14 protein-coding genes are annotated in these 14,814 nt (G+C 44.9%); 10 read left to right on the top strand and 4 right to left on the bottom strand.

Annotated features, from left to right (window positions below):
* The first annotated feature begins 9 nt into the window (after window positions 1-9).
* The 4 genes from ACFBZI_RS07820 to ACFBZI_RS07835 all read left to right on the top strand — a co-directional run bounded on the left by ACFBZI_RS07820 (window position 10) and on the right by ACFBZI_RS07835 (window position 3,232).
* A complete protein-coding gene (locus ACFBZI_RS07820; protein WP_375716336.1) occupies window positions 10-549 on the top strand; it encodes a YchJ family protein in 540 nt (179 codons plus the stop codon).
* Between the two features lie 271 nt (window positions 550-820).
* The gene (aroC, locus tag ACFBZI_RS07825; RefSeq protein ID WP_375715772.1) at window positions 821-1,909 is read left to right on the top strand and encodes a chorismate synthase; all 1,089 of its coding nucleotides are present in this window, start codon (window positions 821-823) and stop codon (window positions 1,907-1,909) included.
* A gap of 175 nt (window positions 1,910-2,084) precedes the next feature.
* A complete protein-coding gene (gene ybaK / locus ACFBZI_RS07830) occupies window positions 2,085-2,549 on the top strand; it encodes a Cys-tRNA(Pro) deacylase (protein WP_375715773.1) in 465 nt (154 codons plus the stop codon).
* 197 nt (window positions 2,550-2,746) lie between these two features.
* A complete protein-coding gene (locus tag ACFBZI_RS07835) occupies window positions 2,747-3,232 on the top strand; it encodes a hypothetical protein (RefSeq protein ID WP_375715774.1) in 486 nt (161 codons plus the stop codon).
* Window positions 3,233-3,428: 196 nt separating this feature from the next.
* Here ACFBZI_RS07835 and ACFBZI_RS07840 read toward each other — a convergent pair whose 3' ends face one another.
* Window positions 3,429-3,959 carry an inorganic diphosphatase gene (locus ACFBZI_RS07840; RefSeq protein WP_375715775.1) on the bottom strand — a complete coding sequence of 177 codons (531 nt, stop codon included), beginning with the start codon at window positions 3,957-3,959 and terminating at the stop codon, window positions 3,429-3,431.
* Window positions 3,960-4,067: 108 nt separating this feature from the next.
* Window positions 4,068-4,811 (bottom strand): lipoyl(octanoyl) transferase LipB, encoded by a 744-nt coding sequence (lipB, locus tag ACFBZI_RS07845; protein WP_375715776.1) that lies wholly within the window; start codon window positions 4,809-4,811, stop codon window positions 4,068-4,070.
* Window positions 4,812-5,215: 404 nt separating this feature from the next.
* Between lipB and pncB the strand changes: the two genes are divergently transcribed.
* Entirely contained in the window at window positions 5,216-6,448 is a 1,233-nt protein-coding gene (pncB, locus tag ACFBZI_RS07850; RefSeq protein ID WP_375715777.1) for a nicotinate phosphoribosyltransferase, read from the top strand.
* 132 nt (window positions 6,449-6,580) lie between these two features.
* Here the strand turns inward: pncB and xseB are convergent, their stop codons facing one another.
* Window positions 6,581-6,811, bottom strand: a complete 231-nt coding sequence (gene xseB / locus ACFBZI_RS07855) for an exodeoxyribonuclease VII small subunit (protein WP_375715778.1) — start codon at window positions 6,809-6,811, stop codon at window positions 6,581-6,583.
* Window positions 6,812-7,220: 409 nt separating this feature from the next.
* On the opposite strand from xseB, the gene ACFBZI_RS07860 reads away from it, so the two are divergent.
* Complete coding sequence (locus ACFBZI_RS07860) at window positions 7,221-8,669, top strand: SLC13 family permease (protein WP_375715779.1); 1,449 nt, start codon at window positions 7,221-7,223, stop codon at window positions 8,667-8,669.
* Between the two features lie 221 nt (window positions 8,670-8,890).
* Here the strand turns inward: ACFBZI_RS07860 and ACFBZI_RS07865 are convergent, their stop codons facing one another.
* On the bottom strand, window positions 8,891-9,835 hold the full coding sequence (locus tag ACFBZI_RS07865) for a LysR substrate-binding domain-containing protein (protein WP_375715780.1): 945 nt from the start codon (window positions 9,833-9,835) through the stop codon (window positions 8,891-8,893).
* Between the two features lie 159 nt (window positions 9,836-9,994).
* On the opposite strand from ACFBZI_RS07865, the gene ACFBZI_RS07870 reads away from it, so the two are divergent.
* The 4 genes from ACFBZI_RS07870 (at window position 9,995) to ACFBZI_RS07885 (ending at window position 14,727) form a co-directional block, all read left to right on the top strand.
* The gene (locus ACFBZI_RS07870) at window positions 9,995-11,542 is read left to right on the top strand and encodes an AmpG family muropeptide MFS transporter (RefSeq protein WP_375715781.1); all 1,548 of its coding nucleotides are present in this window, start codon (window positions 9,995-9,997) and stop codon (window positions 11,540-11,542) included.
* Between the two features lie 9 nt (window positions 11,543-11,551).
* Window positions 11,552-12,433 (top strand): peptide chain release factor N(5)-glutamine methyltransferase, encoded by an 882-nt coding sequence (gene prmC, locus ACFBZI_RS07875; RefSeq protein WP_375715782.1) that lies wholly within the window; start codon window positions 11,552-11,554, stop codon window positions 12,431-12,433.
* 29 nt (window positions 12,434-12,462) lie between these two features.
* Window positions 12,463-13,242, top strand: coding sequence for a HesA/MoeB/ThiF family protein (locus ACFBZI_RS07880; RefSeq protein ID WP_375715783.1), 780 nt, complete (start codon window positions 12,463-12,465; stop codon window positions 13,240-13,242).
* A gap of 183 nt (window positions 13,243-13,425) precedes the next feature.
* On the top strand, window positions 13,426-14,727 hold the full coding sequence (locus ACFBZI_RS07885) for an ABC1 kinase family protein (protein ID WP_375715784.1): 1,302 nt from the start codon (window positions 13,426-13,428) through the stop codon (window positions 14,725-14,727).
* Window positions 14,728-14,814: the final 87 nt, after the last annotated feature.

Raw genomic sequence — 14,814 nt, forward strand, 5'->3', positions numbered from 1 at the left:
GAAAGTCGCATCATGAAAGTTGAGCCGACCGTTTGCCCTTGTGGATTGGGCGATTATCAGACTTGCTGTCAGCCATATCACCAAGGGCAAAATGCCCCAACTGCTGAGCGGTTGATGCGATCACGATACAGTGCCTATGTTTTGCAGGATATTGACTACATTATCCGCACCACTGTACCTGCCCAAGCTGGGCTATTGGACAGGGCGGCATTGAGTCAGTGGGCAGCACAGATGCACTGGCGAAACCTTGAGATTGTCAGCATTGCCCCAAAAATCGGCAAGCGTCATGCACAGGTGCATTTTCGTGCGTATTTTGACAAGCAAGACAACTTTGCTGGTAATGACAATGGTGTCAGTACTGATAGTGATGGCGTCGGTTGCCACGATGAACGCTCGGCTTTTGTCAAAATCAAGCAGGGCGAAGAAGTGCGGTGGTATTTTTTGGATCCGACCGTGCCAAATTCGCTCACCAACAAGCAGCCGTGTTTGTGTAGCTCTGGCGAAAAATTCAAAGCCTGCTGCGGCAAGTTTTTGGCGACAGGTGGCTAACTGGGTTTTGGCAAACGATAGCAAATTTCCTACGAATTTCCTACAACCAAAAAATTGTGCTAAAATACGGCATTTTATTGGCTATTGATAAATTTTAACAGGTTTGATTAACTGCTTGATTTAAAAAGTTAAATTGCTCAAGGCAAGTAATTTGGCAATTACTCAGCATTTATCATAACCATTCATCAATGATCAATCGGATTTTAACAAATCATTTATTTTTAAATTAACTTAAAATAGATTTAAAACAATAACTGAACAAGGCGGCATCATGGCAGGCAATACCATTGGACAACTTTTTACAGTAACAACTTGCGGCGAATCGCACGGCGTGGGCTTGATGGCGATTGTGGACGGTGTACCACCCAATTTGCCACTGTGCGAGGCGGATTTGCAAGACGAACTTGACCGCCGCAAACCCGGCACTTCCAAATTTGCCACTCAGCGAAAAGAGGACGATGTGGTGGAGATTATCTCTGGCGTGTTTGAGGGCAAGACCACAGGCACACCCATTGGGCTGTTGATTCGCAATACCGACCAAAAATCCAAAGATTATGGCAACATTGCCACGACTTTTCGCCCAAATCATGCCGATTATACCTACACGATGAAATACGGCTTTCGTGATTATCGAGGCGGCGGACGCTCATCGGCACGAGAGACGGCGATGCGCGTGGCCGCAGGGGCGATTGCCAAAAAATACTTGGCAGAAAAATTGGGCATCGTGATTCGTGGTCATGTTACCCAAATTGGCAACGAAAAAGCCGACAAATTGGATTGGCAGGTGGTGAATCAAAATCCGTTTTTTTGCGGTGATATTGATGCTGTGCCACGCTTTGAAGAGCTGGTTACTAAGCTGCGTGAAGCAGGGACGAGCTGTGGGGCGAGACTGGAAATTTTTGCCGAAAATGTCCCTGTTGGCTTGGGCGAACCAGTGTTTGACCGCCTAGATGCTGACATTGCCCATGCGATGATGAGCATCAACGCTGTCAAGGCGGTGGAGATTGGCGATGGCTTTTTGGTGGCAGAGCAGTTTGGGCATGAGTCCAGAGATGAGCTGACGCCAGAGGGTTTTCTTGCCAATCACGCAGGGGGGATTTTGGGTGGTATCTCTAGCGGACAAACCATCAAAGTCGCCATCGCCCTAAAACCAACCGCCAGCATCACCACTGCAGGCAAGACCATCAATTTGGACGGTGAGGCGGTTGATGTCATCACCAAAGGTCGCCACGATCCTTGTGTTGGCGTGCGAGCGACGCCGATTGCCGAAGCGATGCTGGCGATTGTGCTGCTGGATCATTATTTGCGTCATCGTGCCCAAAATGCCGATGTGGTGATGCCGCTTAAGCCGATTGCTTGACCAAATATTGATAAAAAATTGATATATGGTTAAATGATTGGTTAATTTTTATTGATAAAATCACAAAATCGCCAATCAATCGCTAACCAAACCACCGCCAAGCCGTGCAAAATCAGCGTTGATTAGGCAAAAGTTACCAGCTTGGATACAATCTTGGACTTAATTTGGATACAGTATGACGCCAGCCATTAAGCTGCTACAAAAGCAAAAAATCGCCCATCAGGTCAAAGAATATGAGCATGATGCCAATGCGACCAGTTTTGGCCTAGAAGCTGCTGAGAAATTGGGCTTATCCACCCATGAAGTTTTTAAGACTTTGCTTGCTACCGATGGCAAGGCGTTTTTTGTGGCGATTTTGCCTGTGGATTGCCGATTGAATTTAAAAAAGCTGGCGGCGGCGGTCGGTGTCAAAAAATTGCAAATGGCAAATCCTGACGATGCCGAGCGTATCACTGGCTATATTGTTGGCGGTATCAGCCCCTTGGCACAGAAAAAACGCCTAAAAACCGCCATTCACAAGACCGCAGCGACATTGGCGATGATGTATGTCAGCGGCGGCAAGCGTGGCTGTGATATTGGATTGGCACCAGCGGATTTGGCAAAAGTTTTATCGGCTGATTTTGTGGATATTGTGGAGTAGTTTGCTAAGTAAATTGTTATTTGGTATAAAAATTGCTGTCTTTTGTTTATTTTTTGTAAATTTTATGCTATATTGGTCGAATGGTTCGGATTTTCGGACAATTTATAATTGGCATAGTTGTAAAGTTTTCACAGATGGCTTATAAAGGCGGTATTGTAATTTTGGTGTATGACTTAGGCATGGGTTGGGCATAGGGCATGATGCGACACAATCAGACAGTTTGTACGATTTTGGGTGCTTTATCCGCTGTGGCTTTGAGTGCCTGCCAAATGGAGCAGTCAGAGCAGAATTTTGATGCCAGCATTGCCACAAGTACCGAAATGACAGCTGGCGAGAGTCAGTCATCAACCATCGTCCGTAAAGCCAATGCCCAAGACAGCTGTCCGCATTTGGTGCAAAAAAAAGTCGATAGCACCACAGTGCTAAGACAAGACAGCATGGTTGGCAGGTTTTGCGATTACTTTATTTATCCCTATGTTGGCGAGACCGTACAGGCGACGATTTCCGATCATCGTATTCGCCTAAATTTGGTGCGTCCTGATGTCCATGATTTTGCCAATGGCAGCTATCGAGTGAGAAAAAACGGCCGCCATGTGCTGCGATTGGAGTACGACGCCTTTGGCAAAAGACCGTCAGTGATGGATTATGAGATTGAGATTGACATCAAGCCAGTAACCCATTAACCCATTGCTTGCTTTGATTTGATTTGATGGACGCTTATTTATCCCATCTTATTTGTTTTGTTTAATATCAATTTAATCCAAGTTTGCCCCAAAATTCCCAATTTGCCTAACTTTTTAACTGATACAATAAAAAAATATAGCCAATGAAAAACATTGGCTATATTTGCTTATTTGGTCGGATAAATCATGGTTTGGATTATTGTTCCGTCCAGCGTTTTTGGCTTTCTTTGATGACTTGTTTTGCCACATCAATGCCAAAAAACCCTTGAACAACGGTTGTGCCAGCTTTTTTCAGATCTTTGTAGTGGTTGAAGTGAAATTCTAGCTGCTTGATTAGCTGTGCAGGCAAATCGTCTAGGCTGTTATAAGCGTTGCCATTGTTGCGGTCATCAGCAGGCACGACGATGATTTTATCGTCCACTTCGCCATCATCGACAAATTTCATCACGCCGATGACTTTGGCAGATAAGAAAATGCCTGTGGTCAATGGCTGATCGGTGATGATCAGTGCGTCCAACTCGTCGCCATCTTCGTCCAAAGTCTGCGGAATGAAGCCGTAGTTGCAAGGCTTGGCAAAGGCGATTGGCTCGACACGATCCAGCTCAAAGCATGCCAATTTGCGATTCCACTCGATTTTGTGGTTTGAGCCAGCCGGGATTTCAACAACGACATTAATCACGCCGCCATCAACATCACCTGCGTCCAAAATTTGATTAAAATCTGCCATAATCTGCTCCAAAATTGTAAAAATTAAATAAAATCAATAACAATGTAATAAAAGTCAAAAGGTTAAAAAGCTAAAAAAGTGTCAAACGCCAAAGCGGTCAAAACCGTGCTATTTTAGCGTATCTTGGGGTCGCAATTCAACCAAGCCAGCATGACGCCTGGCAATATTTTTGATAAATTTATCAATAAATTCGCCAACTTGCCCAGACTCAAACCGCCCAAAACTGGATAATTTTGCCATCGGCATGCCTGCATAGCCACAAGGATTGATGGCGTTAAATGGCGACAAGTCATTGATAAGATTAATAGCAATGCCGTGATAGCTAAAGCCTTGCTTGATTTTAAAGCCCAAACTTGCGATTTTGCCCAGCATATCGCCATCGTGATTATAAATGTACACACCCGGGGCATCTCGGCGAGCCTTTGCGGTCAGTGTGTCGGGCAGATATTCGCTGATGACATCTTCGATGGCCTGCTCGGCGTGGCTCACCAAATCACGCACGCCCATATTTAGCCCATGCAAATCAAACAGCCAATACACCACCAGCTGACCTGTGCCATGCCAAGTAACCTGTCCGCCACGGTCGGTGTGAATAATCGGCGTGTCGGTCTGGTATAAAATATGCTCAGGTTTACCAGCTTGTCCTAATGTATAGACATCTTGATGCTCGACAATCCACAGTTCGTCAGGGTGGTGAATGCCTGCTTTTTTGTCTTCGATGCGTTGTAAAGTGCGGTTTAGCATGGCATCGTGCGTGGCGTTATACTCGGCATCATCAAGCAGGCGGATAGTGAGCGAATCACTGGATAAGTCGCACAAAGACGGATATGAAGTAGGGGTGATTTTTTGCATAATAATTTGTCAATAATCAATGTTTGCCGCCAATGGTATTGTATTTTGGCAATTTTTTGCAATTTTGACATTTTTTGACAATTGTCAGTGATTTATCGCACTTTGACAAGTCAAAACGGGCGGCAATTGTCATCATAATAAGCACTTTATGCCAAGATTGCAAGGCGGATTGGTACAAATTTGCCAAATTTTATCAAGTGCGTGGCTGTTGGGCGAATTTATTAAAATTTATCAAAACCAAAAATCAAAACAAAAAGGCATTTTTGGTAAAATTCTAACAAAAACTATAAAATATAGTGAAATTTACATAAAAATTTATAGAAAAGGGTGCAAATACTGGTAATTTTGTGTATTATAGGAGTTTTTACATCATTAAAATATAACATCACACAGGGATCGAGCTTATGAGTGTCAATTTGACCGCCGATACGCCCATCATCACATCGCTTTTGGACAATGATTTGTACAAATTCACCATGTTACAAACGATGCTGCACCAATTTCCGCAGACGCATGGCGTGTACCGCTTTCGTTGCCGCAACAATCACCAAACTGTTTATCCGCTTGGTGAGATAAAGGCGGACCTAGAGCGACAGCTTGATGATTTGTGCCAACTCAGATTCACCCAAGATGAGTTAGATTATCTGCGTGGCTTGCGATTTATTAAGTCTGATTTTGTTGATTATTTAGAGTTATTTTCATTAAAACGCCGTTTTATCACCGTATCCACCGATGAAAATAACTTTTTGAATGTGGATATCGAAGGTCCGATGATTCAGGCGATGTTTTTTGAGATTTTTGTGCTTTGTATCATCAGCGAGCTGTATTATCGCCGTTTGGCAAATGATGAAATCATCGCCGAAGGTCAGCGTCGCCTTGACGAAAAAATCACGCTGCTGCACCAGTATCATCAAGAGCAAAGCGGACAAAATATCAGCCCAGAGCAGGCTTTTACCGTAACTGATTTTGGCACACGCCGCCGCTTTAGCAAGGCTTGGCATTATCATGTGGTCAAATCGCTGCACGAAGCCTGTCCGCAGATTGTGCGTGGCACTTCCAATGTGTATCTTGCCAAATCACTGGGCATCACACCAATTGGCACAATGGCACATGAATTTATGCAGGCATTTCAGGCCTTAGATGTGCGACTGCGAGATTCACAAAAGGCGGCACTGGAGTGCTGGGTGCGTGAGTATCGTGGCGACTTAGGGATTGCCTTGACCGATGTGGTCGGTATGGACGCATTTTTGCGAGATTTTGATTTGTATTTTGCCAAATTGTTTGATGGACTCAGACACGACAGTGGTGATCCGTACGAATGGGGCGACAAGGCGATTGCTCATTATCATCAGCTAAAAATTGACCCAAAAACCAAAGTACTGACCTTTAGCGATGGGCTAACGCTACAAAAGGCGTGGGATTTGCACCAATATTTTGCTGGTAGAATCAAAACAGGCTTTGGTATTGGCACCAATTTGACCAATGATATGGGCGTAACGCAATTAAATATCGTACTAAAATTGGTCGCCTGTAACGGTCAGCCAGTGGCAAAAATTTCAGATAGCCCCGGCAAGACAATGATTGATGACGATACTTACTTGGCGTATCTCAAGCAAGTCTTTGAAATCAAAGAATAAATGATGCAGATAAATTTTATATAATTTTGTGCAATAAAAAAACGGCAACTTTGATGAGTTACCGTTTGTTTTTTTTTAATTCGATTAATTTTATTTGAATAATAAATAATCAACATTTATTTAAACATTTAATCAAGCTTCAGTATCCAAGCCGTCCGCTTCGGCAAAGGCGGCTTTGAGTGCCGATTCTACAGCGTCAATGCGTGATTGACAGACACGATATGCCGCCAGTGATTCTTCAACAATGCAGACCAAATTATCAATATCCAAAGCGTCCGAGCGTTCCAGTTTTTCGGCATTGGTTTTTAAAATTTCGTAAGCGTCTTTAAAGTTACTGGGGGTGTTGTCGGTCGTTTGGCTCATGGTGGTTAATCGATGTCAAAAGTGAATTTGACCTATTGTAACCAATTTTTGATGTGTTGTTAAGCGTTTTTTGTGGCGATTGGCATAACCAAAGGCGATGTCAATTTGGCTAAATTTACGCATAACTTATCTCTTGCACATAAAAATTATATAAAAAATAAATACTTTTATAACAAATTCAATGGTTTGTCGGTTATTTATCTCAAAAACATTGCAAAATATTACATTTTTGTTATTATAACTTTGTTGTGGACGATGGTAGGGTATGCCGCTTGTGGAATCGGTGATTTCACGAGCTTTTGGTGTATCTGTTTGCTGTATCTGGCCGTTACCACTTCCCTATCTTATTGATGTATGATGGACAGGTCTTGATATACGCTCAATAGGTGTTTACATTTAAGGATAAGTTATGACACAATCAGATCAATCAAATGAGACAGATTTTACGCTAAGAACTGATTTTCAGCACAGTGATGACGGCGTTGCACCGTCTGGCGAGTTGCGTTCGGACGCCATCAAAGGCGTGGTGATTACTGCCATTGCAGCGATTGTTGCTTATGTTTTGTATGCCTTTGTTTTGCCATTTGAACCTTTGGCAAATAAGGGCTTGGCGTTGGCGACTTTTATCGGTATTTTGTGGCTGACAGAAGCCATTCATGTGACGGCAACGGCGATTTTGGTGCCGTTGTTGGCGTTATTTATCGGCATTCCTGATTTTGAAACCAAGCAGGCTTTGACTTCGTTTGCCGATCCGATTATTTTTGTATTTTTTGGTGGTTTTGCTTTGGCGGCCACTTTGCATGTCCAAAAACTTGACCGCAAAATTGCCTTTGGACTGGTTAGCCTAGTTGGTGGCCATTTGGGTAGAGCGGTGTTTATGGTGTTTGCCGTTACCGCAGGCCTATCAATGTGGATCAGTAACACAGCGACAGCGGCGATGATGCTGCCATTGGCGGTCGGTCTTTTGGGACAAATTGACGAGAAAAAAGACCGCAATACCTTTGTTTTTGTCTTGCTGGGTATTGCTTATTCAGCGTCGATTGGTGGCTTGGGGACTTTGGTCGGTTCGCCGCCAAATGCGATCGCTGCCAAGGCACTGGACATTGGCTTTACTGAATGGCTGTCTTTTGGTTTGCCGATGATGCTTGTGCTGATGCCAGCGTTAATTGGCACAATGTACTTGGTGCTACGCCCAAATCTGAACCAAAAAATCACTTTAGAAGAACAAGAGCCAATCCGCTGGACGACGCCACGCATTTTGACCATGGTGATTTTTGCATTGACGGCAGTGAGCTGGATTTTTGGCAAGCAGCTGGGCGAAGCGTTCGGCTTTAAGAGTCCAGATACGGTGATTGCTTTGTTTGCTGCCATTGCCGTGTTGTTGCTTGGTTTGGTCAGCTGGAAACAAGTGTCGGACAATACCGACTGGGGCGTGTTAATGCTGTTTGGTGGTGGTATCGCTTTGTCGGACATCATGAAAAATACAGGTGCGTCTGAAGTACTGGGCGACAGTATCGCTGCGTTTTTGGGTGGTGCATCGCCGCTATTGGTGATTTTTGTGATTGCATCGTTCATCATTTTCTTGACCGAATTTACCAGTAACACCGCATCGGCAGCATTGCTTGTGCCGCTGTTTGCACCGATTGGCGTGCAGCTGGGTCTGCCGCCTGAAGTGCTGGTGATGGTTATTGGTATCGGTGCATCGTGTGCCTTTATGATGCCTGTGGCAACACCGCCAAATGCCATCGTGATGGGTACAGGACACATCAAGCAGCGTGATATGATGAAGGTTGGTTTTTGGCTAAACATTGTCGCCATCATCATCGTTACCGCATGGGCATATTTGTTCTTGGCTTAATGTCAAATTTAAAATAAATTGACTATTTGCCAAACAAATTGCCAAAATAGTAAAACAAATCCCCATCAAGCGGTGGGGATTTGTTTTGGGTGGGTTTTAAAATGATGAGAAGTATTTTATTGAATACTTGATAAGTGTTAAAATTATACCAGTCATTCAAATTCAAATTACTTACAATCATTCAAATCACTTTTGAAATCATTTAAAGTCATTTAAACCATTTACATGGCATCAAATTGTGCTTGGCACAGCTTGATAAATTCATAGCCAAATTTGCGAATTTCGCTATCATCACGCACCGCAATCCAACTGGTAAAACGCCCAAAATAAGTGACAGGAATCGCCACCAAATCTGGATAATAATCTGGCTGATACGCCATTTCAGCGATGATACCAATGCCAAGCCCTGCCGATACATAGGTGCTGACCACATCAGAGTCCAGTGCCGCCAGCACAATGTCAGGCGTAAAGCCAGCTTGGGCAAACACCTTGTCAATCGCCCCACGACCTGTAAAGCCGCCATGATAAGTTACAATCGGATAGCTTGCCAAAGTCGGCAAATCCACGCCATCAACGACATTGGCAAATTCGGCCAGTTCATGATTTTTTGGGACGATAATCACATGCGACCAATCATAATAACGGTGGCAACGCAGCACATCGTTATTCAGCAGTGATTCGGTAGCGATGCCAATATCTGCCTGCCCACGAATTACCATCTGGGCGATGCTTTCAGGGTCGGCTTGCTGCAGCACCAGATTGACTTTGTCAAATTTTTCTCGAAATTCTTTGACAATCTGCGGCAACACATAGCGTGCTTGCGTGTGCGTGGTGGCGACTGTGAGCGTACCAGCTTGGGCATTATTAAAATCTAGGCTCAAATTTTCAATGGTGCGAATCTCGGCAAAAATCGCTTCAATGTGCGGCAATAACGCCTTGCCAATTGGCGTAAGTCCCGTTAGGCGTTTGCCTTGGCGAGTGAACACATCGGTTTTTAGCTGGCTTTCAAGGGCGGCGATTTGCTTGGATAGGCTAGATTGGCTGGTGTGTAGCAATTCAGCCGCTTGGCTAAGATTGTAGCCATTAACTACCGTATGCCAAACGGTTTCTAGTTGTTTGAGTTGAATTTGCAAATGACGCTGATTAATCACAATATCAATGGCCATAACAATCCTTACTGGGCGATAAATTGGGGAATTTGCACAATATACCCAATTTTGATAAAAAAAGGTAGGGGAATTTGTGAAAATGGCGAGAAAAGCAAGCAAAATTAAGGTAAAATGGATAAATTTATTTCTCCAATTTCAATTTGCAAGTGGGGCAACATGAGCGGTTCAACAATTCACACACAGCACAATTTGAGTTCGTGGCAGGCTTTTCGGCAGGCTTATTTTAATAAGCAGGCATTGAGTTTGCTGTTTTTGGGTTTTGCAGCAGGCGTGCCATTGTTGCTGGTTTTTTCATCTTTGGGCTTGTGGCTTCGAGAAGCTGGCATTGACCGTGCTACCGTAACGATGTTGGGCTGGGCGGCGTTGGGCTATTCGTTCAAATTCATTTGGGCACCGCTGGTGGATACTTTGCCTGTACCGATTTTGACACGCCTGTTGGGGCGGCGTCGTGGCTGGCTGCTTTTGACCCAAATGGCCATCATTGCCGCTTTGGTGCTGATGGCGATGACCAATCCGCATAACGATGAACACATGCTACAAGTGATGGCATTGGGTGCGGTTTTGCTTGGGTTTTCGTCAGCATCGCAGGACATTGTGATTGATGCGTATCGCATTGAGATTGCCCCTGCTGATATGCAGCCAGCACTGTCTGCCACTTATGTGATGGGCTATCGAATCGGTATGATAGTCTCAGGGGCGGGTGCGTTGTATTTGGCGGATTTTTTTGGTTCGGCGATGGAAGCGTATAATTACGCCGCTTGGCAAAAAACCTATCTCATCATGGCAGCGGTGATGCTGGTGGGCGTGGCAACGACGCTTGTTATTCGTGAGCCAAAAGTTGCCCTAAAACCAGTTACCCAAGAAAACCGTGATTATCTGCGACTGGTGGCGGCGTTTTTTGTTTCAATCATTGCGTTTATTGCAGCGTTTCGCACCATCGGTGGTGTATTGCCCCAGACTGAAAGTGTGCTGGCTGGCTTTTTATTTGGCTGCTTGCAGTTTATTGGCGGTATTGCAGCGTTTGCGGCATTGGGCTTTTCTTTGGTCAAAGTGGGTGTGGTGCCAAAAGCCATTGCCATGCGAACTTGGGTTGAGCCAGTGGCGGACTTTTTTTATCGTTATGGCAAAAAAGCGATTTTATTGCTGGCATTGATTGGCTTATATCGTATCAGTGATGTGATTGCTGGTAATATTTCTAACATTTTTTATCAAGATTTGGGCTTTAGTAAGACTCAGATTGCCAATGCAGTAAAATTGGTGGGTGTTGTTGCCAGTATTGGCGGCGGCTTTTTGGGCGGCTGGCTTGCCCAAAAAATCAACATCATCAAAGCCATGAATGTGGGGGCGATTTTGGCGTGTGTGACCAATTTATTATTTATCCTACTGTCCAATTACCCAACGGTATCGGTGATGTATTTTGCGGTGATTACTGACAACTTGGCGGCAGGTCTTGCCAGTGCGGTGTTTTTGGCGTTCTTATCGGCATTGACTTCCATTCGTTTTACTGCGGTGCAATATGCGTTATTTTCATCATTGATGACGCTGATTCCAAAGGTGTTGGGCGGTTATTCGGGCAGTATTGTTGAAGCGACCAATTACGGCACATTTTTTATGATTACCTTTTTGATGGGCATTCCTGTGCTGCTGTTGATTTATTTGGTCAATCGCCACATCGATATTGGCAATCCACAAATTGACAAATAGGCGGTTTTGATGTCCAAGATGCCCATTTTGCCGCAGCAGTCGGTGCGTGATATTCGCCGAGCATTTCGCCAATTGTGCAGCCAGACGCTGCCAATGCACTGGCTGGACGGCTGGCTGCTTGCGGTGCTGGATAAGTCTGCAGTGTTTTTGATGACTGATGATGATTATCGCTTGACCGCTGATGAGACGGCACAGCTAAATGCAGGCATTGCACGCATGATGACAGGCGAGCCTTTGGCGTATTTGTTGGGTCATCAGGCGTTTTGGGGTCGTGAATTTGTGGTCAATCGGCATACACTGATTCCTAGAGCAGATACCGAGATTTTGGTCGAGACGGTGCTAAATTTTGCCAAGACTCAAGCCAATTACCAGCCACGCATTTTGGACTTGGGTACAGGTTCAGGCTGCATTGCCATCACTTTGGCACTTGAGCTGCCTTTGGCATCGGTGCTGGCGGTGGAGCTGTCGGCAGATGCCCTACAAGTGGCACGCCAGAACATCGCACGCCTGCAAGCGGACAATTGCCAAGCGGTACAATCGGCGTGGTATCAGGCGGTAACAGGGCGATTTGATATTATCGTCAGCAATCCGCCATACATCAGCGATGATGATGAACATTTGGCTGGTTTGGCACATGAGCCAATCACCGCTTTGGTGGCAGCAGATGACGGTTTGGCGGATATTGATGTAATCATCAAAAATGGACGAGAGCATTTGTCCGATGGCGGTTTGATGGTGATTGAGCATGGTTATCGCCAAGCCAAGTCGGTTAGGGCGTTGTATCAGGCGGCAGGTTTTGTGGCGATTGAGACGGTCAAAGATTATGGCAGCAATGAGCGAGTAACTTTGGCTCGTTGGTATGGCGGTTGTGATCATCAGAGCGATAATTAAGGCAATAATCAGGACAATTTGGTGGCAAAATGACACAGGCGACTGGCGACGCTGGGTTTGACAATACGACATTGAGCGATGATGAGCTGATGCGGTATGCACGGCAGATTTTGTTGGACGATTGGGACATTGATGCCCAAATTCGCCTAAAAAATAGCCACGCTATCATCGTTGGTATGGGCGGCTTGGGCTGTCCTGTGGCTCAGGTGCTGGTGCGAGCAGGCATTGGCAGACTGACCATCATCGATGACGATACAGTCGATGACAGCAATCTACAAAGACAAGTGCTATACACCGCCGATGACATCAATCAGCCTAAAGCGATAGCTGCTAAAGTGGCACTTCGGCGACAAAACCACTTTTGTCAGATTGATGCTATCGTTGATAAAATCAATACCGATAATGCCTTGCGGTATTTACAGCATGTCGATTTGGTGATTGATTGCACTGATAATTTTGCCATTCGTGATTTATTAAACCAAATTTGCCGCAAGCATCATTATCCGCTATTGTCCACATCTGCCATCGCTCAAACAGGGCAAATTGCCCTATACACTGCCCAGACGGCTTGTTATCAATGCGTTTTTGGCTCAGATGCCAGCGATGAGCAAAGCTGTGCAACATCAGGTGTGCTGGCAAGTACGGTGGCGGTGATTGGGGCGTTGGCATCGCAGGTGGCATTGACTTTTTTGGGCAAGGGCATCAACCCAATCGCCAATCAGCTGTTGATTTGGCAGGGTGATGGCTTGCAGTTGCGGCACGCACGATTTTCGCCAGATTTGGCGTGTTTGGTGTGTGGTAATCATTAAGTTAATTTTATTCATTGATTAAAATTATATCGGTAAATCATTTTATATTTTTATAATTTGTAAGTTTGCAAGTTTACACTTTGCAAGTGTGCGATTTTCGAGTTTACAGTTTTTTACATTGACATTTTGCCATTTATCATCAAAAATCAATCATCAACAAATACCCACTAAAAAGTAACCAATATGTCAAAAAATCCATTTCATTTTGTCAAAAAACACTTAACCCAAGGCGTACAAATTCTGGGGCGTATCCATCGGACAGCAAGCGTGGCTGGGCTGTCGGCATTGCGTGTGGCAAAAGGCGATAAGATGGACGCTTATTTGTTGCGTGAAGCGTTTGAGCAAATGGGCGTAACTTATATCAAACTTGGGCAATTTATCGCCAGCACGCCATCGATTTTCCCCCGTGAATATGTGCTGGCATTTCAAGGCTGCTTGGATCAGACGGCGGCGGTGAGTTTTGCCCAAATTCGCCAAGTTTTGGCAGATGAGCTGGAGAATGAGCATCGTGGTTTGGGTGATATTTTTTCGTACATTGACCCTGTGCCTTTGGCATCGGCGAGTATCGCTCAGGTGCATAAGGCGGTGCTGACTGACGGCAGACAGGTGGCATTAAAGGTACAAAAACCCAATGTCAGCACGGTGATGCAGACCGATTTGAATGTGCTGCATGGTGTGTTTTGGTTGCTTGAGAAGGCGATTCCTAGCCTAAAAATGGCAAATTTGGCACCGATTATTGACGAAATGCGAATGCGAATGCTGGCAGAGACTGATTTTTTGGCAGAAAGTCGGCATATTGACAAATTCATCGCTCATCTTGAGCAAATTGGCAACACACGAGTTACCGCTCCGACGGTGCATCATCACTTATCCACCAAAAAAGTGCTGGTGATGGATTTGCTTGATGGCAAGTCGCTGGTTGATGACAGCTTGGTCTGGACGGCTGATAATGACAGCAAGCAAGCGATGAGCGATGTGCTGGACACTTGGTTTTTGTCCTTGATGATGACGGGGGAATTTCATGCCGATTTGCACGCAGGTAATTTGATGCGTCTGACAGATGGACGCATTGCCTTTTTGGATTTTGGCTTGATGGGGGCGATTGAGCCAAGCAGTTTGCAGGCGTGTTTTGAGCTGGTGCAGAGCTTACAAAATAACGATTATCACGGCATGGCAAGGGCGATGGTCAATATTGGCATGACGCACAGCATGGATAAGATGAACCTTGAGCGGCTGGCGGACGACTTAAAAAGAGTACTGGGCAAAGTGAGTCAAAATACCAAATCGCCACAATCGTCCAACGACAGCCTAAACGCCATGATGCTTGAGATGGTAGAAATCGGCAAGCGGCATGGCATTCATTTTCCCCGTGATTTTGCGTTGCTATTGAAGCAGTTGTTGTATTTTGACCGCTTTATGCTTACGCTTGCCCCCGAGATGGAGCTATTTGAAGGTGAGCGTTTGGGTTTGCTCAAAGTGAATTGATTTGTCATAATTTTAGATCAAATTTTTACAAATCCATCATTTGTTATGAAATGGCTGTATGGTAATACGGCAAAATTTAATCATTTA

It is taken from the genome of Moraxella marmotae (assembly GCF_042219885.1).
In the GTDB taxonomy this organism is placed as follows: Bacteria; Pseudomonadota; Gammaproteobacteria; order Pseudomonadales; family Moraxellaceae; genus Moraxella; species Moraxella marmotae.

Excerpts from the sequence above, each read along its gene's own strand:
- aroC (WP_375715772.1), top strand. The coding sequence starts at position 821 with ATGGCAGGCAATACCATTGGACAACTTTTTACAGTAACAACTTGCGGC.
- ybaK (WP_375715773.1), top strand. The coding sequence starts at position 2,085 with ATGACGCCAGCCATTAAGCTGCTACAAAAGCAAAAAATCGCCCATCAG.
- ACFBZI_RS07835 (WP_375715774.1), top strand. The coding sequence starts at position 2,747 with ATGATGCGACACAATCAGACAGTTTGTACGATTTTGGGTGCTTTATCC.
- ACFBZI_RS07840 (WP_375715775.1), bottom strand. The coding sequence starts at position 3,959 with ATGGCAGATTTTAATCAAATTTTGGACGCAGGTGATGTTGATGGCGGC.
- lipB (WP_375715776.1), bottom strand. The coding sequence starts at position 4,811 with ATGCAAAAAATCACCCCTACTTCATATCCGTCTTTGTGCGACTTATCC.
- pncB (WP_375715777.1), top strand. The coding sequence starts at position 5,216 with ATGAGTGTCAATTTGACCGCCGATACGCCCATCATCACATCGCTTTTG.
- xseB (WP_375715778.1), bottom strand. The coding sequence starts at position 6,811 with ATGAGCCAAACGACCGACAACACCCCCAGTAACTTTAAAGACGCTTAC.
- ACFBZI_RS07860 (WP_375715779.1), top strand. The coding sequence starts at position 7,221 with ATGACACAATCAGATCAATCAAATGAGACAGATTTTACGCTAAGAACT.
- ACFBZI_RS07865 (WP_375715780.1), bottom strand. The coding sequence starts at position 9,835 with ATGGCCATTGATATTGTGATTAATCAGCGTCATTTGCAAATTCAACTC.
- ACFBZI_RS07870 (WP_375715781.1), top strand. The coding sequence starts at position 9,995 with ATGAGCGGTTCAACAATTCACACACAGCACAATTTGAGTTCGTGGCAG.
- prmC (WP_375715782.1), top strand. The coding sequence starts at position 11,552 with ATGTCCAAGATGCCCATTTTGCCGCAGCAGTCGGTGCGTGATATTCGC.
- ACFBZI_RS07880 (WP_375715783.1), top strand. The coding sequence starts at position 12,463 with ATGACACAGGCGACTGGCGACGCTGGGTTTGACAATACGACATTGAGC.
- ACFBZI_RS07885 (WP_375715784.1), top strand. The coding sequence starts at position 13,426 with ATGTCAAAAAATCCATTTCATTTTGTCAAAAAACACTTAACCCAAGGC.